Below are 20569 nucleotides of genomic sequence, written 5' to 3'. Positions count from 1 at the left end.
CTGCTCCGGCGTCCCCTCGGACTTCGACGGCGACGGCCGCGCCGATCTCGCGGTCGCCGCGCCGTACGCCGCCGTCGGCGGTCACGCCCGCGCCGGGTCCGTCACCGTCCTGTACGGCACGCGCGCCGAGAGACGGCTCACCCAGGACAGCCTCGGTGTGCCCGGCGAGGCGGAGACCGGGGACGCGTTCGGCTCGGCACTGGCGGCCGGGGACTTCGACGGCGACCACTGCGCAGACCTCGCCGTGGGCGTCTCCGAGGAGGACCGCTCCCGGCCGGGTGCCGACGGCGACGGCGCCGTGCAGCTCTTCCACGGTTCCGCGGACGGCCTGCGCGCCGGTGAGGTGATCGACGCCGGGGATCTGGGCGGCAGGCGTGGCCCCGACCGGTTCGGCGCCGCGCTCGCCGCCGCCGACCTGGACGGCGACGGAGACGACGAACTGGTGATCGGCGTCCCGGGCCTGGGCGGGGGCGGTGTCGGGCTGTACGGCCTCAAGGGGCGCGGGCCGCGGATCATCGGCCAGGAAAGCGGCTGGGTCGGGCAGATCGCGAAGGAGACCGACCAGTTCGGGGCGGTGCTCGCGGCCGGCGACTTCGACGGTGACGGCCGCGACGAGATCGCGGTGGGCGCCCCCGCCGACACGGTCTCGGAGAGGAACGGCCAGGGCTCGGTCACCGTGCTCGACGTCCACCGCAGGAGGGCGGCGCTGCTCACCCAGGACAGCCCGGGGATCGCCGGCCTCGGCGAGCCCTGGGACTTCTTCGGAGCGGCGCTGGCCACCGGGGACTTCAACGCCGACGGCCGCGACGACCTGGCGATCGGGGTGCCGGGCGAGGGCCTGACCGACGACCAGCGGGCGATGGACTACGGCGACGGCACCGTCGACGTGGTCTACGGTTCGCGCGCCGGGCTGCGGACCGCGACCTCGCAGGCGTGGTCGCAGCGGTCGCTCAAGGGCGAGCCCCGCTACTTCGACCGGTTCGGCGCCGCGCTGGCCGCCGGGGACCTCAACGGCGACGGGGACGACGAGCTGATCGTGGGAGCGCCCGGGGAGAACGCCGTCCAGGTGCTCGCCGGCAGCCGCTCCGCCGGCCTGACCGGGAGGAACAACGTGCTGATCACCGGCCGGGGCGGTGACTTCGGCGCCGCCCTGGCCACGCTCCCGGGCCGGGGCCTGGTGGTGGCCGCTCCGAGGGACGGCAGGCTCACCCTGCTGCGAGGGGACACGGGGAAGGGCGCGTATCCGGGCGTGCGCCCGGCGGCGGCGCGGACCTTCGCCACCGCCGCCGGGGGCGCCCTCTTCGGCTACGCGCTCACCGGGGCCTCGTCAGCACGCTGACCGGCCACGGCCGCCCCGCCCTGACCGCCCGCGGTGACCGCGCACCGGCCGGAAGCGGCCTCCTCACCCTGGCCCGCCCGCGGCGACCGCGCACCATCCGGAAACGGCCTCCTCACGACGGCCTCTCACAGGATCCTCGTCCTCGCCTTGATGGTGAGGCGGACCTTCTTCGCGATCTTGCCGAGGCTCGCGCCGGGCGTCTTGGTTGCGAGCACGCCGAACCTGACCGTGGCGGTGCCGCGGCGCGAGCCCGCCCAGGCGCGGATCCTCACGGTCGTCGAGTCGCCCTTGTCGAGGGAGGTGATCCAGCAGGCCAGGTCTCGCCGCTTGACGGAGCACTTCACGCTACGCGGCTTGGCGACCACTCTGATCTTCCGGAACCCTCTGGGGAAGTCGCCGACGAGAGCCACGTAGTGCTGGCCGCGGGCCTTCCTGTTGCGGACCTTGACGGTGAAGACGAGGGCCCCGCCCCGGCGGACGTGCTTCGGGAAGGAGATCTCGTAGCCGAATTTCGCGGCGGCCGCGCCGGTGGGTGAAGCGGTCCCGCCGGTGGGTGAAGCGGTCGCAGCGGGGACGGCGGGCCCCGCGGCCATGGCGGGGCTCTGAACGAGGAGGGTACCGCCCAGCGCGGCGGCGAGAGCCGCAGCGGTGAGCCTCTTGGCGAGGTGACTCATTGCCGCATCATCTAACAAATTGCCGGAAATTCCCCTAGTTAGATCAAGGAGGACTGCCCCGCCGGAACGGTGAAGCGGGCGCCGGTCTTCGCGGGGGCACCCCGGCGGCTGATGTAGTCCAGCGTGCGGAAGTCGGCCCGCAGCTCATCGGAGGCGAGGCGGCACACGATGTAGCCGCGCCGCTGGTCGAGGTAGGAGATGTGGGGGTTCTCCGCGAGGGTTTCGGCGATCCGCCCCCTGTCCCGGTAGCCGTCGCCGTCGCTGGCGATCGACGAGGTGACGAGCTCCACCGCCACCCGGGGCGAGCCGGGGTCGTCGAAGTCGAGCCTGAGGTCGGCCGCGTGGTGCATGTGCGCGTCGCCGGTCAGCACGACCGGATTGGCCGCACCGGAGTCCCGGAAGCCGGTGAGCAGCCGGGCGCGCTCGGCGGCGTAGCCGTCCCAGGAGTCCATGTTGACCTCGGTGCCCGGCCCGACCTTGGAGTCGCGCTGTGCCATCAGGATCTGCTGGCCGACCAGGTTCCACCGGGCGCCGGAGGCGGCCAGCCCGTCCAGCAGCCAGCGCCTCTGGTCCTCCCCCAGCAGGGTGCGCCCGGTCGCGAGCCGTTCGTCGCAGCCGGACCTGAGCCCGTCCTCGCACGCCTGGTCGTCGCGGAACTGCCGGGTGTCGAGCAGGTGGAAGCGGGCCAGCGGCCCCCAGTCCACCCGGCGGTGGATCCGCATCGACGAGCCGCCGGGCAGGCTCGCCCGGCGCAGCGGCATGTTCTCGTAGTAGGCCCGGAAGGCGTTGGCCCTGCGCCGGGCGAATCCGGCGGCGCCGCTGCTGGAGACGCCGGCGGCCCAGTTGTTCTCGATCTCGTGGTCGTCGAAGGCGACCAGCCAGGGCGCGACCGCGTGCGCGGCCTGCAGGTCGGCGTCGCTCTTGTACTGGGCGTGCCGCACCCGGTAGTCGGCCAGCGTGGCGCACTTGCCCGCGGTGTGCCGGCGGACGCTCCCGCCGAGCGCGGTGTATCCCCGGGGCGCGTACTCGTACATGTAGTCGCCCAGGTGCACGACCAGGTCGGGGTCCTGCTCGGCCAGCCTCCTGTACGCGGTGTAGTAGCCGTGCTCGTAGTGGGCGCAGGCGGCCACCGCGAAGGTGAGCGGGGACAGGGCGGCCGGGGCGGTGCGGGTGCGGCCGACCGGTGACAGGTGACCGCCGGCGCGGAAGCGGTAGAAGTACTCCCGGCCGGGCTCCAGCCCGGCCGGCTCGACGTGGACGCTGTGCGCCCGCTCCCAGCGCGCGGTCTCGGTGCCGCCGCGGACCACCTTCGCGAACCGCTCGTCGGTGGCGAGCTGCCATTCGACGTCCACGTCCCGGGCCGGCATCCCGCCCTGCCCGTCCGGGCCCAGCGGGTCGAGGGCGAGCCTGGTCCACAGCACGAACCCGTCCCGCGACGGGTCGCCGGAGGCGATCCCGAGCGTGAACGGATCGCGGCTCAGGGCTCTGGAGGTCACGGCCGAGGCGCGACCGGCCCCGGTGAGCAACAGGCCGCCCGCACCCGCGGCGGCGACGGACAGGAACACTCTGCGTGACGGCTTCTGCTCCACACCGCCAGTGCAACGTCTCCAGCTGTCCCTGCTGTGGCCTGCGGATCAAGGCAGGGTGAACAGCCGTTGCACAGGCAAGCGCCTTACCCGCGGTGATTGAACGCCGTCCGTCCGGTGGGCGACGACGGGGCGAAGAGCTCCCCCTCGCACCGTTGCCGTCCGCCCGTCCGGCGGGCGACGACCGGGCGAAGAGCCCTCCTCGCACCGGCGGCCGCCCCCGCGCCGGGCAGGACACGGCGGGTCGGCCCGAGAGCCGGGCCTCACCGGGAGGCGCTCCCCCGCGTCCCCGCTGTCGGCCGCTGTCAGCGCAGGTACGGCCTCAGGTGGTCGTTGAGCGCGCCGCAGCCCGGATACGGCTCTCCGATACGGCCGGCACGGCGGTCAGCGCAGGTACGGCCTCAGGTGGTCGTTCAGCGCGCCGCAGCCCAGATACTTCTCGACCGTGTGGAAGTCGAGCCAGTCCAGGTTGACCAGGGCCTCCTGGTCGACGCCGGTGAAGCAGGCCCGCAACCCCGGGGGGATCGCCGCGATGTCGTCCTTGTCGGCGATGTTGATCCAGCGCCGCACCTGCCGGGGCCGCGCGCCCCAGCCGTTGACCGGGGCGGGCAGCAGGCGTTCGAAGATCACGTTGCGCATGCCGAGCGGGCTGCCGAGGGTGATGAGCAGATCCACCTCCAGGTCGGGGTGCGCCCAGAGCGTCTCGTAGGTCACCACGCTGCCCAGCGAGTGCGCGATCACCACTTTCGGCCGGTTGCGTCTGATCACCTCGGCCACGGCCGTACGCGCCTCCGCCCGCACCTTGCCGCCGGCGGTCATGTAGGCGGCGACCTCGGGACAGAAGAACCTGGCGAACTCGGCGGCGTTGCCCTGCAGGCGGTCCAGCAGCCAGCCGGTCACCCGGTGCAGCGCGCCGGTCAGGCCCTCCCCCACCGAGTCGAGCTGCTTGGCCCAGGCGACGAAGACCTCCTGGGCGCCGGTGTCCATGCTCTGCACGGCGCGGGGGGAGTCGTCCTTGTTCTCGCCCAGCAGGTGGGCGTAGTAGGCGACCTCGGCGATGTAGCGCTCCTTGGCGTACGGGCCGCCGCCGGTCAGGCCCTTGTGCAGGTAGCGGTCCCACTTGTCGCGCACCGCGGCGGCGGCGCCGCTGACGGAGTTACCCGCGTCGCGGTAGTAGTGGTACTTGCCTATCCCGTGCACACCGACGATCTTGTCCACGCACCCCACGCCTTCTCTTCACCGATCTCTGCGGTCCGCCCGCAGTCACTGTGACGGAAAGGGCCGAACGCCACAAGACCACCGCTATCAGCACGCCCTGAATGGGGCATAAATAACTTGATGAATGGGTTTGCCTTCCCGTTATTCTGAACGCACACCCCGTAATAATCCGTGAGAAGGAGTAACCCGCCATGCCCGGTCCGCTTCAGATCAGCGGCTCGGTCTCCGTCCCCGAGGCCGAGCTCCACTGGCGGTTCTCCCGCTCCTCGGGTCCCGGCGGGCAGGGGGTCAACACCACCGACAGCCGGGTGGAGCTCAGCTTCGACCTGGCCGCCACCGAGGCGCTCGGCCCGATCTTCAGGGCCCGCGCCCTGGAGCGCCTGGGGTCCCGCCTGGTGAACGGCGTCGTCACCATCGCCGCCTCGGAGTTCCGCTCCCAGCTGCGCAACCGCGAGGCCGCCGAGATGCGGCTGGCCCAGCTCCTGCGCGAGGCGATCGCCCCGCCCCCCAAGAAACGCCGCCCGACCAAGCCCAGCAGGGGCGCCGTCGAGCGGCGGATAACGGCCAAGAAGCAGCGCTCCGACCTCAAGCGCCTGCGCCGCGACATCTGAGCGGCCGGGCCGTCCCGCCCCCTCTCCGGCCGGCCCCGTTCACGCGGGCCGTCTCCGGGGAGACGGCCGGGACGCGGTGACAGAATGAGCAGATGTCTCTCGTCCCCAGCGTCCGCGCGGTCCTGCTCGACGACGACCGCCTCGTGCTGTTCCGCCGCACGGTCCCCGGCGAGGAGCTCTACTGGTCGATCCCGGGAGGGCACGTCGAGCCGGAGGACGCCTGCCTGGAGGACACCCTCCACCGCGAGGTCCTGGAGGAGCTCGGCGCCACCGTCTCCGGCGTCACCCCGCTGACCACGCTGGAGTGCGTCCGCGAGGAGGGCGTCAAGACCCAGCACGTCTACGGCTGCCGCCTGGTCTCCATGGACCCCGCCCTGCGATGCGGCCCCGAGTTCACCGACCCCGCCCGCGGCCTCTACGAGGTGGTACGGCTGCCGCTCGACCCGGCCGAGATCACCGCCATCAACCTGGTCCCTCCGGAGCTCGGCGCCTACCTGGCCGACCACATCGGCCGGCTGCCCGAGCTGATCTCGTGATCTCCGGCCGCGGGGCCCGCACCGGCGGGTCCCCGCGGCACGCGACCGGCCTCCGCCGCGTCAGCGGGGCAGGCAGGCGGACACGCCGTACCTCGCCCCCCGCTTGAAGGCGGATATCCGCTGGGCCGCGGTCCCGTGATCGCTGACATCGGTCCACGACGTCTCGTCGCCCAGCCTCCGGTGGGCCTCCTCGATCTCCTCCAGGTCCCCTCTCTCGAACTGCAGGGTCCCGTCCGCCGCCGCGCCGTACAGGGCGGCTCCGGCCAGGCAGTCCGCCTGGAGCTCGTAGGTGCGCAGGAGCAGCGAGCCGGCGAGCCGCCGCTGCACGGCGTGTCCCCATTCGTGAGCGATGACCAGATACACCCATGCGTCCCCGGAGCTGTAGCCCTCCTCCATGAGGTCGATGTCCCAGGCGAGGTAGTCGCCGTCGCGGCAGTACCACGCGTTGTCGTAGCCGAGCCGTTTCGCACCGCAGAAAGGCGGCTTTCTCCCGCCCTTCTGGTAACCGCCGAAAACGCCGGGGCGCGAGTATCCGCCGGTGAAGAACTGCGACCAGTGGGTCGCCCAGTAACGGTTGACCACATAGACGGCGGTGGAGATGTCCTTGTCCATGTCGTCCCTCTGCCGCACGGACGCGGAGGCGGCTCCACCACCCGCGCCGACGGCGATCAGGGATGCCACGGCAAGCATCAGCCAGGCCGTTCTCCATCGCCGCATGTTCACGACCGCCTCTCGTCGGCCCCGATCCTGCCTAGACGGTAAACGTGAATTAATCCCCACGGAAGTGAGAAACATGATTCATAGCGATATCTCACGAAGCACGACTGAATCACCGCTCTATGCGATATAAATCACTTTCATACCCGTGTGACACGCTTGCAGCCCGCCATTCCCGGTCCCGGCACACGGGAACGCGCTACCGGGCAGTTCGTCGTCCCCCTCGCCGCACTCGCGACGCCGACGGTGTTGACCGAACGCTGATCATGACCGAGGCCGGGCCGTTCGGAAGTCATCAGGGGATCGCTACAAGAGAGAACTCATCCACCGGGGCACCGCTACCTCACTGACCGCTCACTCCGCTGGCCGACAGGACAGGAAGAAGGATGACCGGCAACCCCCCGAACGGACCGTTCAGCATCCGCCTGGACGTGCGCGTCTACGAACTCGACCCGCAACTCCATCTCACCGGAGCCGCCTACGTCCAATACGCCGACCATTCCCGCTTCGCCTGCCTCCAAGCCGCCGGGGTCAGCGTGGAGGACCTGATCGGCAGCGGACTGGGACCCGTCAACCTCGACACCCGCATCCGGTACCACCGTGAGATCCGCGGCGGAGACCAGGTCGAGGTGTCCTGCGGATGGGAGTGGGCGGAAGGAAAGACCTACCGCGTCCACCACGTGCTGCGGCATCTGGACGGCACCGTAGCAGCCGAGATCGACCACGTCAGCGGACTCCTCGACCTCACGGCACGACGGCTCGTCCCCGATCCCGCCCGAGAATGGCGGACCAGGGCGAGCAGACCCGACCTGCTCGGGTTCCACGCTGAAGATCTACGGGACACGCCCTGAGCGGATCGCCGCCATGATCCCAACATGATCCCGAAGTGTCACCGCAGCGGCCCGTCGGCACGAGCCCCTCGGATCCGCCTCAGATACCGTCGTCGACCAGGTCGATCAGGTCGGCGACGGAGTCGACCACCTGGGACGGGCGGAACGGGTAGCGGTCGATCTGGTCCTTGGCCATGACGCCGCTGAGCACCAGGATCGTGTGCAGTCCCGCCTCCATGCCGGAGACGATGTCGGTGTCCATCCGGTCGCCGATCATGGCGGTGCTCTCGCTGTGGCCGTCGATGGCCCGCAGCGCGCTGCGCATCATCATCGGGTTGGGCTTGCCCACGAAGTAGGGCTCCACGCCGGTCGCCTTGGTGATCATCGCCGCGACCGCGCCGCAGGCGGGCAGCGAGCCCTCGGTGGACGGGCCGACCGGGTCGGGGTTGGTGGCGATGAACCGGGCGCCCCCCTCGATCAGCCGGATGGCCCGGGTGATCTGGGTGAAGCTGTAGGTGCGGGTCTCGCCGAGCACCACGTAGTCGGGCTCGATGTCGGTGAGGACGTAACCGGCCTCGTGCAGGGCGGTGGTCAGGCCGGCCTCGCCGATCACGTAGGCGGAGCCGCCGGGACGCTGGCCGGCCAGGAACTTCGCCGTGGCCAGCGCCGAGGTCCAGATCGACTCCGCCGGGATGTCTAGGCCGGCGGCGCGCAGCCGTACGGCCAGGTCGCGCGGGGTGTAGATGGAGTTGTTGGTGAGCACCAGGAACCGCTTGCCGGACTCGCGCAGACGGCGGACGAACTCATCGGCCCCGGGCACCGGATGTCCCTCGTGGACGAGGACTCCGTCCATGTCCGACAGCCAGCACTCGATCGGCTTGCGCTCGTTCACCGTTCCCCCGCGTTCCAGCCCAATAGGTACGGAACAAGGATGACAGGTCCGAGACGGGCGACACGTCATCAGGCCCGCACACCGGCGGCCCCTACTGCATGGTGCGCCAGCTCTGCTCCTCGACCAGTTCCCTGCTGCGCCAGCCGTACGGCGTGCGGATCATGCGGTGGTGGTACCACCCTCCACCGCGGATGAGCCCGGCGACGCCGGCGTCGACCATGTCCCTGGACGGGGCGAGCGTGTCGGTGAACGAGGCGGTGACCACGGCCTCGTCCCCCTCGAACCTGACGGTCGTCGCCCCGATCAGGTGCTGGCGCCCCGGCCAGTTCGGCAGCACCTCGGCCAGCCAGCGCCGGGCCTCGTCCCGGGTGCCCCTGATGCCGCCGGCCGCCGTGTAGTCGATCACCGCGTCCGCGGTGAACACCAGGTCGAGCCGGGCCCAGTCGCCGGTGTCGATGGAGTAGGCGTATTTGGCGAGCAGGTCGCCGATCTCCAGCCGGTCCGCGATCTCCTGTTCCTTCATCTCCCTATACAACCAAACGCTTGGTCATGGCGCGAGGGCCTCCAGTGCCGCTCCGGCCCGCCGCATCGACTCCTCCGGATCGGCGTCCGGCGAGCCGATCTCCGGGTCGAAGTTGAGGTCGTGGAAGACGTCGGTGACCCCCCTGGCCTCCAGCGCCGCCACATCCTGCCGGATCTCCTCGAACGAGCCGGTCAGCGGGGCGCGGCCGGCCGCTCCGGACGGGCGGATGCGGGTGACGCCGCGGGTGACGAAACGCAGCGTCTCCGGGTCCCGTCCGGCGGCCCGGGCCGCTTCCTTTACAATGTAGATTTTTTCATCGATCCGGTCGAGGTCCTCGCGGCTCGAACTGATCCAGCCGTCCGCCAGCCGCCCCGCGCGCCGCAGCGCCACCTCCGCGCTCCCGCCCAGCAGGATCGGCGGCGGCGTGATCGGCTTGGGATCCTGGTGGACGGGGGGCAGCTCGTAGAACTCCCCCCTGTGCTCCACGACCTCCTCCGACCAGAGCCGGCGCAGCACGTGGACGAACTCCTCCCCGCGCCGGCCGCGCCGCTCGAACGGCACCCCCGACGCGGCGAACTCCTCCGGCAGCCAGCCCAGCCCGAGCCCGACGTCCAGCCTGCCGCCGGACACCGCCTGCAGGCTGGCGAGCTGCTTGGCCAGCATCGCCGGCGAGGAGAACGGCATGTTGAGCACCGCCACGCCCAGCCGGACCTGGGTGGTCACCCCCGCCAGGTAGGCCAGCGTGACCACCGGGTCGTGCACGCTCCGGTAGACCGGACCCATCGGATGCCCCTGCGGGTACAGCAGGCGCTGGAAGGTCCACACCTCGTGGTAGCCGAGGGCCTCGGCCCCCTGTGCGACCCGCACCATGTTGGCGGGCGTCGCCCAGGATCCCGACACCGGCACCGCGAATCCGATCCTCATGCCACGCACTTTATGCGCCGTACGGCGGAGCCGCGGATCAGTGGTTCACTTGCCGGATGAGTGACAGCGACGACCTGATCGACGAACTGCTCCGGATCGGCGCCCGGTACGGCGACGCGCCCGCGGAGGTGCTGCCGACCAGGCCGGACGTGATCATCGTGCGGGCGGGGTCGATCGTGGTGAAGGCGCACGCCCCCGGGGCGGCCGAGGCGCCGCTGGTGGAGCGGATGCGGGCCGTGGCCCGCCCGGCGCTGCGCGGGATCATGCTCGAACCGCTGACCGAGGAGGTCGCGGTCGTCCACGACCGGCTGGTCACCGTGTGGCCGGCCGGGGTCCCGGTGGACCACCGGGACCCGGACGCGGCCCCCTGGGAGGCGGCCGCCCGGCTGCTGGCCCGGCTGCACGCCGTACCGGCGCGGGAGCTGCCCTCGCTGCCGGCCGCGGGCGGGCCCGCCCGGGTGGCCGCCACGGTCGCCCGCCTGGACGGCGACTCCGCCGCCGAGCGCGTCGTGCGCCGGGCCCTGGCCTGCCTGCCCGCCCTCGACGCCGGGCCCGGCTCACCGACCCACGGCGACTGGCACATGGGCCAGCTGGTCCGCCTCCCGGGCGGATGGATTCTCATCGACGTCGACGACCTGGGGATCGGCGACCCGGCCTGGGACCTGGCCAGGCCGGCCGCCTGGTTCGCGGCCGGGCTGCTGGAGCCGGAGGTGTGGCACCGCTTCCTGGGCGCCTACCGCGCCGCGGGCGGACTCGCCGCCGGGGCCGGCGCGGACCCGTGGGAGCGGCTCGATCTGCCGGCGCAGGCGATGACCGTGCAGCTCACGGCGGCGGCCGTGGCCACCGCCAAGCGGGAGGGACGGCCGCTGGACGAGGTCGAGCAGGTGCTGATCGACACCTGCCAGAGAATTGTTCAGCTCCGGAGCGCCTGTCATAGTGTGCCCACGCAGTAGGTTGTGGTTACGTCAAGAGAACGCCAAGGACAAGGAGATCAGCCAGATGCAGTGCCCGAAGTGTCGCGGCGCAATGCGCACTTATGAGCGCAATGGCGTCCATATCGACCAGTGTGATGGCTGTCGCGGGATCTTCCTGGACTATGGCGAGCTGGAGACGCTGACTCGCATGGAGAGCCAGTGGTCTCAGTCGCACGCCGCGCCGCCGCCGCCTCCCCCGCCCCCGGTGCACGGCGCCCCCGCCTGGGGCGCGCCGCACCACGGCGGCCACTACGGCCACCACCGCCAGCGCAGCTGGGTGGGGATGCTCTTCTCCACCTGATCCGATCAGGTGGGCACCGAGACCGCGATCCCGTCACGGGATCGCGGTCTTCGCGTCTCCGGCCGGGGGATCAGCCGGGGAATTCGCCGGGCTTGATGCGCTTGGGCCGCACGGTGCCGCCCTTGACGGCGTTCAGCGTGATGGTCCAGTCGGTCCAGCGGATCTGGGTCGAGGTGCGGACCGTCCTGAAGCGCACGGACTTGCCGAACTGCTCGAAGTCGCACGACCGGGTGAAGCTGCGGTCCTTGGAGTCCCAGTCGGTGCCCAGGGTGTAATAGACCTTGTAGTTCCCGTCGCGCACGCCCTGGATCCTGAACTTCGACTTCTTGCGGACGTAGACGCGGATCGCCTTCTTCTTGCCGCGCACCAGCACCACGACCGCGTCCCGGCTGTTGCCGTTCTTCAGTTCGAGGTAGGCCCGCCCGGGACGGCCCTCGGAGTTGATGTACTTGCCGTTGGACAGGCGGCGGGACCGCTCCTTGCCGACCTTCACCGGGACGACGTCGGCGCGGTAGTCGCCCAGGTCGGCCAGCGCGTTCCCGCTCTCGCGGACGGGCGACAGCTGCCCCGCCTCCTGCACCCCGGTCAGCACGGCGGGCCCGGTGCAGACCTCCTGTGCCCGCACGTCCTCCTGCGCCGCGGACAGGGCGGCCACGAGCCTGCGCAGCGCGCCCGCGTAGGCGCCGTGCGCGGTCCTCACCTCAGGGGGCGGCATCAGGGCCTCCAGCCTGGCGACCGCCTCCTCCATCGAGGCGACCGTCTTCTCCAGCCGCTCGTCGAGCCCCTTGCCACCGGTCGCGTCCAGCTTCTTGAGCGCCTCCCTGATCGGGCCGCGCGCCTTGTCGAGCTCGGCCCGGTAGGCCTCGGGGGTCAGGCCCGTGGGGGTGGGCGTGCCGCTGGAGGGCGCGCTCGTCCCTCCGCCGCCCGCCGTCCCCACGACACCGCCCGCGGTGGCCGAGCCGACCACGGGATCACTGGAGGTGCCGGAGGTGCAGGCGGTCAGGGCCAGCACGGTGACCACGGCACAGGACAGCAGACGGGGGGTAGTCACCTGCCCCACTATCGCCGGATCGATCACGACACGTCAACGGGGAACCGCCCTTTCTCCGAATCGTCGCTCAGCCGGTGGCGGGACGTCCGGCCGTCGCAGGAACAGCGCGGAAAGAGACATGAAACAACTCTCATAAACGTGTCGTGATTTATCGAGACACGAGAGGCAACGCAGGCGTACATGCCGTTGAAAGCGATTCCATTCCGCCTCTTCCCCGCCGGCGGACGGCCCGGCCTCGGGGCGGACGGCCTAATCCGCCGGGCGGACCACGAGCAGGGAGCGGGGCCGCTTGGTGAACTCCACGTCTCCCGTCACGGTGAACGTCTCGCCGTCGCGCGCCAGCCGTACCACTCCGGTGGGCGAGGAGACCTTCAGCGTGTCGGCCTGCCACTGCTGGTAGTGCCGGGAGAGGCCGAGCCCGCCCAGCAGCACGCTGGTGAGCGCGCGCAGCCGGGACAGCCTGGAGGTGGCGGTCAGCAGCCGGACGTCCAGCAGCCCGTCCTCCAGCCGCCGCCTCAGGCGGGGCGCGGCTCCGCGCGAGTCGTAGCGGCAGTTGCCGACGAACAGCAGCCAGACCCGCCGGGGGACGCCGTCGACGACCACCTTCTCGGGCTCGGCGGTGCGCAGCACGCGGCTCAGGGCCCACAGCAGCGCGGGCCACTTGCCGACGCGCCGCTCGACGGACTCGCGCCGGTCGACGAGCTCCGGGTAGACGCCGATGCTGGCGTTGTTGAGGAAGACCCGGCCGGCCACCTCCCCCACGTCCACCGCGACCACCCCGCCCGACCGGTAGGCGGTCATCGCCTCCTCGAGACCGTCCAGCCCCAGCGCCCCGGCGAAGTGGTCGAGCGTGCCCGCCGGGATGACCAGCAGCGGCCTGCGGTGCTCCAGCGCGGCCTGCGCCCCGAGGTTGACCGTGCCGTCGCCTCCCGCGACCGCGAGCACCCGGGCACGGGCGGCGGCCTCGCTCATCAGCTCCGCCATGTCCCGCCCGTCCGCCTCGACCACCTCGGCGCCGGGCAGCGCGGCCCGCACCGTCGCGGCCGTGGACGGCTCGCCGCCCGCCACGGGGTTGATCACGGCCACCACGCCCCGGCCGTCGGGGTCGTGACCGGGCACCGGCGGCGCGGTGACCACGCGCGGCGCGCCCGTCACGGCCTCCGGCCAGAGCCGCCGGGTGCCCAGCCCGGTCACCACGCCGATCGCGGCCCCCGCCAGAACGTCACCGGGGTAGTGCACGCCGGTGTAGACGCGGGAGAAGCAGACCGCCGCCGCGAGCAGCGCGACGGGCAGCGCGACCGCGACCGGAGCCTCCATGGCCACGGCGGTGGCGAACGCGGCGGCCGAGGCGGAGTGGCCGGACGGGAACGACGCCGACGCGGGCACCTTGATCATCCGCGCCAGCGGGAGGCCGTCCAGCGACGGCCGGGTCCGGCCGAAGAGCTGCTTGCCGACCAGGTTCACCAGGGGGCTGGCCAGGCTGACCGCCAGCAGCCCGCGGGTCGCGGCGCGGCGCAGTGGCCGCTGCCCGCTGACCGCCAGCGTCCCGGCGAGACCGGCCCAGAGCAGCGAGTTGTCGGCCGCGCGCGACAGGGCGGGCACGAGGCGTTCGAGACCGGGGAGCCGGGCGTCCGCCACCGTGGTGAACAGCCGCCGGTCCAGCCTGCCGAGCCTCGACCTCCACCGCATGCGCTCCACCTTTCCGAATGACGAGGGAGTGAACAGCCACTTGATTCTGTCGCATACCCCGATATCCGGCGCACGCGCAATTTCTTGTCCTCCCATAATTCCAACAAGAGAGGCTATTTACAGAAATGGGGTGAAATGAACGAGAAGCGGCTCGCCACCGGCTACCGGGGCGTCCGGGCCGGGGCGTCGGCGGGATCGTCCAGGTCACCCAGGTCGTGCCCCCGGGCCCGCAGCTCGGCCTCGACCGCGGCGCAGACCGTCTCCACGACCGTGACGCGGGCCAGCCGCTTGTCGTCTCCCGCCACCACGTGCCAGGGCGCCTTCGGGTGGTCGGTGCGGGCGAGCATGTCCTCCACCGCGGCCTCGTACTGCGGGCGCTTGTCGCGGTTGCGCCAGTCCTCGTCGGTGAGCTTCCAGGCCCGCAGGGGATCGGCCGCCCGGTCCCGGAAGCGCCGCAGCTGCTCCTCCTCGGAGACATGCATCCAGAACTTGACCATGATCATGCCCTCGGCGACGAGGGTCCGCTCGAACTCCACGATCTCGCCGTAGGCCCGCGACCACTGCTCCTCGGTGGCGAAGCCCTCCACGCGCTCCACCAGCACCCGCCCGTACCAGGAACGGTCGAGCACGGCCATGCCGCCCCAGCCGGGCAGGACGGGCCAGAACCGCCACAGGAAGTGGTGCCGCTTCTCGTCGTAGGTGGGCGCCGCGAACTGCGCGACCCGCACGTGCCTCGGGTCGAGCGGGCGTACCAGCCGCTTGATGGCCCCTCCCTTGCCCGAGGCGTCCCAGCCCTCGAACACCGCGCAGAGCGGAGGGCCGATGCGCTTCTCCCCGACCTGCCCGCCCAGCACGAGCCGCAGGCGCAGCAGACGGTCCAGGGCGGCGTCGAGCCGCTCGGCCGCCTCCCTTTTATGCAGCTTCTGCGACAGATCAACCTGAGACAACCGATTCATGGGCATCAGCCTCGCATCCTCGGTGAGGCACAGGCCACCCGCCCCGGACCGTCCGTCCGGACCGCCCGTCCGGACTGCCCCGGCTCAGGCCACGGTGATCCGGAAGATCGCCTCACCCGAGGCGCGCCTGCTCTGCTCGTCGGCGGGCACCCGATCGGCCGGGCAGCGCCGGCAGTTGGAGATCGTGACGGTGGTCGTGCCGGGGCGCTTGGCGTTGAAGACGAAGTAGCGGATCCCGCCCGCGCCGGGCTCATCGGAGGCGGCCCGGTACTCCTCGCTGATGAACGAGGCCACCATGACGTCCGGCAGGTCGGGCATCAGCCAGCTGTCCCCGGCGGAGGTGTTCTCGTCCACGGCGAGCGAGAACCGCTGGCCGGGGGTGAGGCGGACGTCCGCTGTCCTGCCGGCTCCCCCGTGGACGATCAGGCCCAGGTCCGAGACGGCGGATCCGGCGCCGCACCCCGCGACGAGCGCCAGCAGCAGCAGGACGGCCAACCACGTTCGGTGAATCACGCAGTTCACAGTAGCGACCGCGGCGGCCGGCGCCTCAGGGGGCCGCGCCGTCCCATTCCTCCAGCGGGGCGCAGTGCCAGCGCCATTCGCTCTGGTGGGGATGCCCGGGGAGGTCCGCGCGGCCGTTGGCCCACAGCAGCGTCCGCCATGGATCGGCGCCGTGCGGCGCCCAGGGGAACAGGCGGCGCAGGGTCGCCTCGCTCAGCTCGGCGGACGGGGTGAACGGCAGCTCCAGGCCCAGGGAGGCGTCGTAGGTGTGCATCAGCATCTCGTCGCAGGACATGCCCGCGAACCCGGAGGCGTCGGCCATGCCGTACGGATGCCAGCCCCGCGCCCCGGCCGGGGCGCCCTGGACGACCCTGGCCACGACCGTGGCGAACGTCGCGAGGGTGGCGGCCAGGTCCGCCGGGGGGCTCTCCGGCCGCACCCGTACATCCATCGTGCTGAGTTCGCGCTGCCCTGCGGCGAAGTCCGTGGCGTACCACAGGAGGGTGTCGGAGATGTGCGCGACCGCCTGGGCGACGGTCCACTCCATCCCGGGTATCCCCTTCCCCCAGTCACGGTCGAGCCCTGATTCGAGGAAGGCCCGGCATTCCTCCGCCGTCTGGAGAACCGTTTTCGCGTCCATCGGACGATCTTCTCAGAGACGCCGGACCCCGGACCCCCGGCCGCCTCTCAGAGACGCCGGGCTCCCGGCCCTGGCCGCTTCTCAGAGACACCCCGGCTCCCGCCCCTGGCCGCCTCTCAGAGACGCCGGGCTCCCGGCCCCTGGTCGGCGAGCTCGTCGCCGGGGTTGACCAGCGCGCACTGCTCGAACGACAGGCAGCCGCAGCCGATGCACTCGGTGAAGCGGTCGCGCATCCGCTCCATCCTCTCGATGCGGGCGTTGATCTCCTTGCTCCAGCACTCGGAGGCACGGACCCAGAACTCGCGGCTGGGCGGGACGTCGGCCGGCAGGAAGCCCAGCACCTCCCCGATCACCGACAGCGGCATGCCGACGCTCTGCGAGGCGCGGATGAACGCGACCCGGCGGAGGGTGGTGCGGTGGTAACGGCGCTGGTTGCCGGTGGTGCGCCGGCTGTGGATGAGCCCCTCCCGCTCGTAGAAGCGCAGTGCGGAGGCGGCTACGCCGCTGCGCTCGGCCAGCTCGCCGATGGTCAGTTCCTTGGTGATCATCTGGTCGGCTCCCTGGCGGTCATCGCGGATTCCGGCATGCCGGCCGCCCCTGCTCGGACATGAACCGCAGTTTAGGTCCGGGGCCGCCGGGCGTCAGCCCAGCCGGGCGCGGTAGACCTCCCTGGCCCGTCCGATCAGCTCCAGGTGGTCGCCGAGCTGCCCGGCGGTCTCGAACGTGCCCTGCCGGCGGAGCAGCGTCTCCATGCCGTCCAGCCACTCCAGACACCAGCGGACGTCCTGTTCCCTGGCCACGTGACGGCCGGCGACGTCGAGGTAGACCGGGCTGGTGTGGGCGTAGGCGCCGCCGGTGAAGGCGCGCTCGTGCGGCCCGCCGACGGCCAGGGCGACGACGTAGGTGGGGTCGCCGGCGACCAGCTCGCAGGTCAGCTCGGCGGGCGGTCCCTCGGCCAGGACGCCGTCGGCGGTGCGGATCTCCAGCCTCTCCACCTCGGGGCCGATCGATCTCGCGGTGACCGTGACCCGCTCTCCCGGTGAGAGGTCCAGGGTGGCGCCCGGTCCGTGCCCGTCGACCGACAGCTCCAGCCAGGGACCGGTGGTGCCGAACGTACGGCCCCGCCTGACGGCCTCGGCGAACGATCCGGCGGTGAGCGGGCCGTCCACCTGGGCGTAGACACGGGCCCAGCCGGGCGGATTGGACTGGTTGCCGCGCCGGGCGAAGGAAACCATCGCGTCGGTCCCGGCGGTGACCGCGATCCGGTTGCCGGCGCCGATCAGGTGCCGGTAGACGACGGCGGTCGCGGCGATCGAGGAGTGGTTGAGCACGTCGAGGCTGTCCACGAGGCCGAGGGCGGCATCGGCGACGATCTCCCTGGAGGAGCAGTTGCGTCCCTGCCACAGCAGGTGGTCGGGGCCGTCGGTGTCGGAGACCGGGTTGTGGAAGGGATGGCTGTAGCCCATGAGCGCGCCGAGGCCGCGCAGCTCCTCGCAGGCGACGCTGTTGGGCGGCCAGTCCACGCTGCCCAGGAAGCCGGTGTGGAAGCGCGAGGGGGGCGCGGAGAGGCCGAAGGCGTAGAAGTGGCCGAGCAGGTCGTTGCGGTATTCGACGCCGAGCCTGGCCAGGTGGGTGGCGTCCGACCACGGCAGGTCCCGGCCGGCCCAGTGCGCCAGCGCCTCGGAGTCGTAGACGCGCGCCGAGGAGACGTTCCCGGCCACCAGGTTGAGCACGTGCAGGTCCTCGCCGTGCTGCATGGCCGCCGCCAGCTCCGGGGTGCCGACCATGTCCCCGGCCCAGTTGAGGTGGGCGTGCATGTCCCCGCCGTACCAGCCCAGCGCCGCCGCGTCGTAGATCCGCTCGGGCGCCAGCTCGACCAGCGTCTCCCCGCCGGCCGCGGGGGTGATCGCCAGCTCGGCGGAGCCGTACTCCATTCCCCTGGAGACCCGCACGGTCAGCGGCTCGGCCGGGACGTCCAGCACCACGTCGTCGCCGTGGAAGTAGGGCAGGACGTGGTAGTCGCGCCTGGCCGGGGCGCCCTCGGGGTACCAGCCCTGCCCGTGCGCGCCGTACACGCTCCACTTGCACGGGAACCCGGCGCGCAGCCGCAGGCGTGCGGCGGCGGCGGGGCGGGTCAGGGGCGCCAGGTCCACCCGCCCGCCGTCGGCGATCACCTCGCTCCCGCTGGTTATCTTGACGAGGCGCGCGCCGCGCGGGCCGATCTCGTGCGCCCGGCCGTCCACCAGCACGGTGACCGGCTCGTCCCGGGCGGAGTCGACCAGCAGCGTCGTGCGCAGGGGCTCGCCGTCCAGTACGGCCAGCGGGTGCGCCTCGACCGCGAGGCCCTCCCCGGTGAGCCGGAGGGCCGCGAGGTTGTCCGACACCTTGCCCGCCAGGACGTTGCGCACGACCTCGTCCATGTCCAGCTCGGCGAAGCGCTCCACCAGCTCGCCGGAGGACGCCTGCGGGTGACGGGCCCGGATCATGCCCTGCCAGACGTCCCGGAAGGTCGCGGTGCCCATCAGATAGGCGTCGGCGGTCATGGACCTGACGTAGGGGATCGGGTCCTCGCCCCAGGTGACCCCGTGTTCGGCGAGCAGCGCCCGGTACTCCTCCAGGGCCCGCGCCACGGCGGGGGGCATGGCCGAATCGTCACACATGGTTCTCTCCCCGTGATGGACTCCTCGTGATCGCCGTCATCGTGGCACGCCCGGCACGGGCCGCCCGGGGGGATGGTGGGCCATAAGTGTTGATTTATAGCTATCTGAGGGACAGAGGTGATGCGCAGACGGTCAGCTCCCTCCCCAAGGCCCACGGGCCCCGGGGAGGGCGGCGCGTCAGGTCGCCGGCGCGGTGTTCCCGGCGGCCGGCGCCGTGCCGAGGCGCATCTTCATCGCGTGCTCCACGAGGGTGATCAGCACCTTCTTGCCGGACTCCCGTTCGCGGGCGTCGCACAGCACGACCGGGATGTCCGGATGGAGGGTCAGGCCGAGCCGGACCTCGTCGAGGTCGTACCGGCGGGCTCCGTCGAAGCAGTTCACCGCGACGATGAAGGGCGTCTCGCGCCGCTCGAAGTAGTCGAGGGAGGGGAAGCAGTCGGCCAGCCTGCGGGTGTCGGCCAGCACGACCGCGCCCATCGCGCCGAGCGCCAGCTCGTCCCAGAGGAACCAGAACCGTTCCTGCCCCGGCGTGCCGAACAGGTAGAGCCGGTAGTCGTCGCCGATGGTGATGCGGCCGAAGTCCATCGCGACCGTGGTCGTCTGCTTGGTCTCCACCCCGGACAGGTCGTCGATCCCGATACCCCGGTTGGTCAGCGTCTCCTCGGTGCGCAGCGGCTCGATCTCGGAGACCGCGCCGACCAGTGTGGTCTTGCCGGCCCCGAAGCCTCCGGCGACCAGGATCTTGATCGCCTTGGGCAGCTTGACCCGCCCGGCGTCACGGTCAGAGCGCGCGGAGTCCATCGAGCACCGCCCTGTACAGCCTCTCGTCGTGCATGTCCGTCTCCGAATGAGGTTCTTGCAGGGCGATGAATCCCTGGTCCAGCAGGTCGCTGAGCAGGACACGGATGGTGCCGGCCGGAAGGTTCATGTGCGCGGCGATCTCCGCGACCGACTGGGGCTGGCGGCAGAACCGGACGATGGCCAGGCACTCCGGGTCGAGACCCGTCTCCCGCGGGGAGGCGGAGCGGACGGTCACCGCCAGCGTGATGAGGTCGAACCTGCCCCTGGTCGGTTCGGTCCTGCCCCGGGTGAGCACGTACGGCCGGACGATCGGCCCGGCCGCCTCGCCCACCCACTGCGTCTCTGGATGCTGTTCGAAGGGGTTCATCGCGGGGCGTCGTCCGTGGTGGGCCCCGCCGCCCGCGCGGGCGAGGTGAGGTACTGGCCGACCCGGGTGACGAGCATGGCCATCTCGTAGGCCACGAGGCCGACGTCGGCCTCGTGGGTGCAGAGCACCGCCAGGCAGGCGCCCTGCCCGGCCGCGGTCACGACCAGATACGCCGACCGCATCTCGATGATGGTCTGGCGCACCGCGCCGCCGTCGACCCGGTCGCTGACCCCCCGGCCCAGACTCTGGATCGCCGATCCCACGGCGGCCAGGTGCTCGGCGTCGGACTGGCCGAACCCCGCCGACGCCGCCAGCAGCAGGCCGTCGGCGGAGAAGACGATCCCGTGCTCAGCTTCCCCCACTCGGGCGACCAGGTCATCCAGCAACCAGGCCAGGTCGGTGAAAGATCCTGTTCCCTGCACCACTCGTTGTCCTCTTTCTGCCGGCGGGCGTCCGGTCACCGGCCTCCGGCGGCTCGTCGGCGCCGGGCCGGCATGCGCGAATCGAGATCGTCACTTGCGTCACATGCGGGGTTCTCCGCCGTTCACGGGGTCATCACCCCGCTCGGCCAGCTGTGCCGCGTCGGAGCGGCCGCGGCGCGTGCCGTCCTGGAAGGACGCCATGGCCGCGCGGATCATCTCCGGGGAACGCTCGTCGTCGTCCTCGGGTGCGGGCGCGGGCGCCGGGTCGTCGTCCTGGAGCGGGGCGGCGAGGTGGGTCTGCKGGACCCGGCGCGGCAGGCCGCCCGGCGTGTGGCTGGTGTCGGGCGGGGGCAGGAC

Annotated in this window: 23 protein-coding genes and 2 pseudogenes; 7 read left to right on the top strand and 18 right to left on the bottom strand. The window is 71.8% G+C overall.

Annotated features, from left to right (window positions below):
* On the top strand, positions 1 to 1339 hold a 1339-nt coding region (locus CA984_RS29595; RefSeq protein ID WP_086576791.1), incomplete at its 5' end, for an FG-GAP repeat protein.
* Between the two features lie 125 nt (positions 1340 to 1464).
* Here CA984_RS29595 and CA984_RS29590 read toward each other — a convergent pair.
* The 3 genes from CA984_RS29590 to CA984_RS29580 form a co-directional block, all read right to left on the bottom strand.
* The gene (locus CA984_RS29590; protein WP_086576790.1) at positions 1465 to 2013 is read right to left on the bottom strand and encodes a hypothetical protein; all 549 of its coding nucleotides are present in this window, start codon (positions 2011 to 2013) and stop codon (positions 1465 to 1467) included.
* A 38-nt stretch (positions 2014 to 2051) separates the two neighbouring features.
* Positions 2052 to 3602 carry an alkaline phosphatase D family protein gene (locus tag CA984_RS29585; RefSeq protein WP_086576789.1) on the bottom strand — a complete coding sequence of 517 codons (1551 nt, stop codon included), beginning with the start codon at positions 3600 to 3602 and terminating at the stop codon, positions 2052 to 2054.
* A 381-nt stretch (positions 3603 to 3983) separates the two neighbouring features.
* A complete protein-coding gene (locus CA984_RS29580) occupies positions 3984 to 4817 on the bottom strand; it encodes a hypothetical protein (RefSeq protein ID WP_086576794.1) in 834 nt (277 codons plus the stop codon).
* 191 nt (positions 4818 to 5008) lie between these two features.
* Here CA984_RS29580 and arfB point away from each other — a divergent pair, with 191 nt between their 5' ends.
* A complete protein-coding gene (gene arfB / locus CA984_RS29575) occupies positions 5009 to 5428 on the top strand; it encodes an alternative ribosome rescue aminoacyl-tRNA hydrolase ArfB (protein WP_031161248.1) in 420 nt (139 codons plus the stop codon).
* A 92-nt stretch (positions 5429 to 5520) separates the two neighbouring features.
* Positions 5521 to 5964, top strand: coding sequence for an NUDIX hydrolase (locus CA984_RS29570; RefSeq protein ID WP_086576788.1), 444 nt, complete (start codon positions 5521 to 5523; stop codon positions 5962 to 5964).
* Between the two features lie 60 nt (positions 5965 to 6024).
* Here CA984_RS29570 and CA984_RS29565 read toward each other — a convergent pair whose 3' ends face one another.
* A complete protein-coding gene (locus CA984_RS29565) occupies positions 6025 to 6654 on the bottom strand; it encodes a neutral zinc metallopeptidase (protein WP_242676244.1) in 630 nt (209 codons plus the stop codon).
* A gap of 413 nt (positions 6655 to 7067) precedes the next feature.
* On the opposite strand from CA984_RS29565, the gene CA984_RS29560 reads away from it, so the two are divergent.
* Positions 7068 to 7532 (top strand): acyl-CoA thioesterase, encoded by a 465-nt coding sequence (locus tag CA984_RS29560; protein ID WP_086576787.1) that lies wholly within the window; start codon positions 7068 to 7070, stop codon positions 7530 to 7532.
* Between the two features lie 79 nt (positions 7533 to 7611).
* Here CA984_RS29560 and CA984_RS29555 read toward each other — a convergent pair whose 3' ends face one another.
* The 3 genes from CA984_RS29555 to CA984_RS29545 form a co-directional block, all read right to left on the bottom strand.
* Positions 7612 to 8403 carry an HAD-IIA family hydrolase gene (locus CA984_RS29555; protein ID WP_031161243.1) on the bottom strand — a complete coding sequence of 264 codons (792 nt, stop codon included), beginning with the start codon at positions 8401 to 8403 and terminating at the stop codon, positions 7612 to 7614.
* 91 nt (positions 8404 to 8494) lie between these two features.
* Complete coding sequence (locus tag CA984_RS29550; RefSeq protein ID WP_086576786.1) at positions 8495 to 8926, bottom strand: nuclear transport factor 2 family protein; 432 nt, start codon at positions 8924 to 8926, stop codon at positions 8495 to 8497.
* A gap of 24 nt (positions 8927 to 8950) precedes the next feature.
* Positions 8951 to 9850 carry a TIGR03619 family F420-dependent LLM class oxidoreductase gene (locus tag CA984_RS29545; protein WP_086576785.1) on the bottom strand — a complete coding sequence of 300 codons (900 nt, stop codon included), beginning with the start codon at positions 9848 to 9850 and terminating at the stop codon, positions 8951 to 8953.
* A gap of 56 nt (positions 9851 to 9906) precedes the next feature.
* On the opposite strand from CA984_RS29545, the gene CA984_RS29540 reads away from it, so the two are divergent.
* From CA984_RS29540 to CA984_RS49365, 3 genes and pseudogenes are all read left to right on the top strand, one after another.
* The gene (locus CA984_RS29540; protein WP_086576784.1) at positions 9907 to 10803 is read left to right on the top strand and encodes a phosphotransferase family protein; all 897 of its coding nucleotides are present in this window, start codon (positions 9907 to 9909) and stop codon (positions 10801 to 10803) included.
* 46 nt (positions 10804 to 10849) lie between these two features.
* Positions 10850 to 10957: pseudogene (locus tag CA984_RS49370) on the top strand (TFIIB-type zinc ribbon-containing protein); the annotation flags it as partial.
* A 15-nt stretch (positions 10958 to 10972) separates the two neighbouring features.
* On the top strand, positions 10973 to 11125 hold the full coding sequence (locus CA984_RS49365) for a hypothetical protein (protein ID WP_370879609.1): 153 nt from the start codon (positions 10973 to 10975) through the stop codon (positions 11123 to 11125).
* A 70-nt stretch (positions 11126 to 11195) separates the two neighbouring features.
* Here the strand turns inward: CA984_RS49365 and CA984_RS29530 are convergent, their stop codons facing one another.
* From CA984_RS29530 to CA984_RS29480, 11 genes and pseudogenes are all read right to left on the bottom strand, one after another.
* Positions 11196 to 12176: a plant Invertase/pectin methylesterase inhibitor family protein gene (locus tag CA984_RS29530; RefSeq protein ID WP_133061812.1), complete on the bottom strand. Its 981-nt coding sequence runs from the start codon at positions 12174 to 12176 to the stop codon at positions 11196 to 11198.
* Positions 12177 to 12425: 249 nt separating this feature from the next.
* Positions 12426 to 13865 carry a bifunctional phosphatase PAP2/diacylglycerol kinase family protein gene (locus tag CA984_RS29525; protein WP_207621092.1) on the bottom strand — a complete coding sequence of 480 codons (1440 nt, stop codon included), beginning with the start codon at positions 13863 to 13865 and terminating at the stop codon, positions 12426 to 12428.
* A gap of 161 nt (positions 13866 to 14026) precedes the next feature.
* Positions 14027 to 14821, bottom strand: coding sequence for a polyphosphate kinase 2 family protein (locus CA984_RS29520; RefSeq protein WP_086576792.1), 795 nt, complete (start codon positions 14819 to 14821; stop codon positions 14027 to 14029).
* A gap of 84 nt (positions 14822 to 14905) precedes the next feature.
* Positions 14906 to 15334, bottom strand: a complete 429-nt coding sequence (locus CA984_RS29515) for a protease inhibitor I42 family protein (protein WP_242676243.1) — start codon at positions 15332 to 15334, stop codon at positions 14906 to 14908.
* A gap of 34 nt (positions 15335 to 15368) precedes the next feature.
* On the bottom strand, positions 15369 to 15962 hold the full coding sequence (locus tag CA984_RS29510) for a maleylpyruvate isomerase N-terminal domain-containing protein (protein WP_086576780.1): 594 nt from the start codon (positions 15960 to 15962) through the stop codon (positions 15369 to 15371).
* A 116-nt stretch (positions 15963 to 16078) separates the two neighbouring features.
* Positions 16079 to 16510: a redox-sensitive transcriptional activator SoxR gene (soxR, locus tag CA984_RS29505; RefSeq protein WP_086576779.1), complete on the bottom strand. Its 432-nt coding sequence runs from the start codon at positions 16508 to 16510 to the stop codon at positions 16079 to 16081.
* Positions 16511 to 16603: 93 nt separating this feature from the next.
* Positions 16604 to 18622: a CehA/McbA family metallohydrolase gene (locus CA984_RS29500; protein WP_086576778.1), complete on the bottom strand. Its 2019-nt coding sequence runs from the start codon at positions 18620 to 18622 to the stop codon at positions 16604 to 16606.
* Between the two features lie 177 nt (positions 18623 to 18799).
* Positions 18800 to 19423, bottom strand: coding sequence for a GTP-binding protein (locus CA984_RS29495; RefSeq protein ID WP_086576777.1), 624 nt, complete (start codon positions 19421 to 19423; stop codon positions 18800 to 18802).
* Positions 19404 to 19790, bottom strand: a complete 387-nt coding sequence (locus CA984_RS29490) for a DUF742 domain-containing protein (protein WP_031161219.1) — start codon at positions 19788 to 19790, stop codon at positions 19404 to 19406. The genes CA984_RS29495 and CA984_RS29490 overlap by 20 nt, the downstream gene beginning before the upstream one ends.
* Positions 19787 to 20215, bottom strand: coding sequence for a roadblock/LC7 domain-containing protein (locus CA984_RS29485; RefSeq protein ID WP_086576776.1), 429 nt, complete (start codon positions 20213 to 20215; stop codon positions 19787 to 19789). The genes CA984_RS29490 and CA984_RS29485 overlap by 4 nt, the downstream gene beginning before the upstream one ends.
* A gap of 96 nt (positions 20216 to 20311) precedes the next feature.
* A pseudogene (locus CA984_RS29480) lies at positions 20312 to 20569 on the bottom strand (nitrate- and nitrite sensing domain-containing protein); the annotation flags it as partial.

The sequence above is a fragment of the Streptosporangium minutum genome (genome assembly GCF_002149035.1).
GTDB lineage: Bacteria > Actinomycetota > Actinomycetes > Streptosporangiales > Streptosporangiaceae > Streptosporangium > Streptosporangium minutum.
This window is presented reverse-complemented; position numbering and strand designations above follow the sequence as displayed.

Coding starts and splice junctions, on each gene's coding strand:
- CA984_RS29590 (WP_086576790.1), bottom strand. CDS start 2,013: ATGAGTCACCTCGCCAAGAGGCTCACCGCTGCGGCTCTCGCCGCCGCG.
- arfB (WP_031161248.1), top strand. CDS start 5,009: ATGCCCGGTCCGCTTCAGATCAGCGGCTCGGTCTCCGTCCCCGAGGCC.
- CA984_RS29570 (WP_086576788.1), top strand. CDS start 5,521: ATGTCTCTCGTCCCCAGCGTCCGCGCGGTCCTGCTCGACGACGACCGC.
- CA984_RS29565 (WP_242676244.1), bottom strand. CDS start 6,654: ATGCTTGCCGTGGCATCCCTGATCGCCGTCGGCGCGGGTGGTGGAGCC.
- CA984_RS29560 (WP_086576787.1), top strand. CDS start 7,068: ATGACCGGCAACCCCCCGAACGGACCGTTCAGCATCCGCCTGGACGTG.
- CA984_RS29550 (WP_086576786.1), bottom strand. CDS start 8,926: ATGAAGGAACAGGAGATCGCGGACCGGCTGGAGATCGGCGACCTGCTC.
- CA984_RS29545 (WP_086576785.1), bottom strand. CDS start 9,850: ATGAGGATCGGATTCGCGGTGCCGGTGTCGGGATCCTGGGCGACGCCC.
- CA984_RS29540 (WP_086576784.1), top strand. CDS start 9,907: ATGAGTGACAGCGACGACCTGATCGACGAACTGCTCCGGATCGGCGCC.
- CA984_RS49365 (WP_370879609.1), top strand. CDS start 10,973: ATGGAGAGCCAGTGGTCTCAGTCGCACGCCGCGCCGCCGCCGCCTCCC.
- CA984_RS29525 (WP_207621092.1), bottom strand. CDS start 13,865: ATGCGGTGGAGGTCGAGGCTCGGCAGGCTGGACCGGCGGCTGTTCACC.
- CA984_RS29520 (WP_086576792.1), bottom strand. CDS start 14,821: ATGAATCGGTTGTCTCAGGTTGATCTGTCGCAGAAGCTGCATAAAAGG.
- CA984_RS29510 (WP_086576780.1), bottom strand. CDS start 15,962: ATGGACGCGAAAACGGTTCTCCAGACGGCGGAGGAATGCCGGGCCTTC.
- soxR (WP_086576779.1), bottom strand. CDS start 16,510: ATGATCACCAAGGAACTGACCATCGGCGAGCTGGCCGAGCGCAGCGGC.
- CA984_RS29500 (WP_086576778.1), bottom strand. CDS start 18,622: ATGTGTGACGATTCGGCCATGCCCCCCGCCGTGGCGCGGGCCCTGGAG.
- CA984_RS29495 (WP_086576777.1), bottom strand. CDS start 19,423: ATGGACTCCGCGCGCTCTGACCGTGACGCCGGGCGGGTCAAGCTGCCC.
- CA984_RS29490 (WP_031161219.1), bottom strand. CDS start 19,790: ATGAACCCCTTCGAACAGCATCCAGAGACGCAGTGGGTGGGCGAGGCG.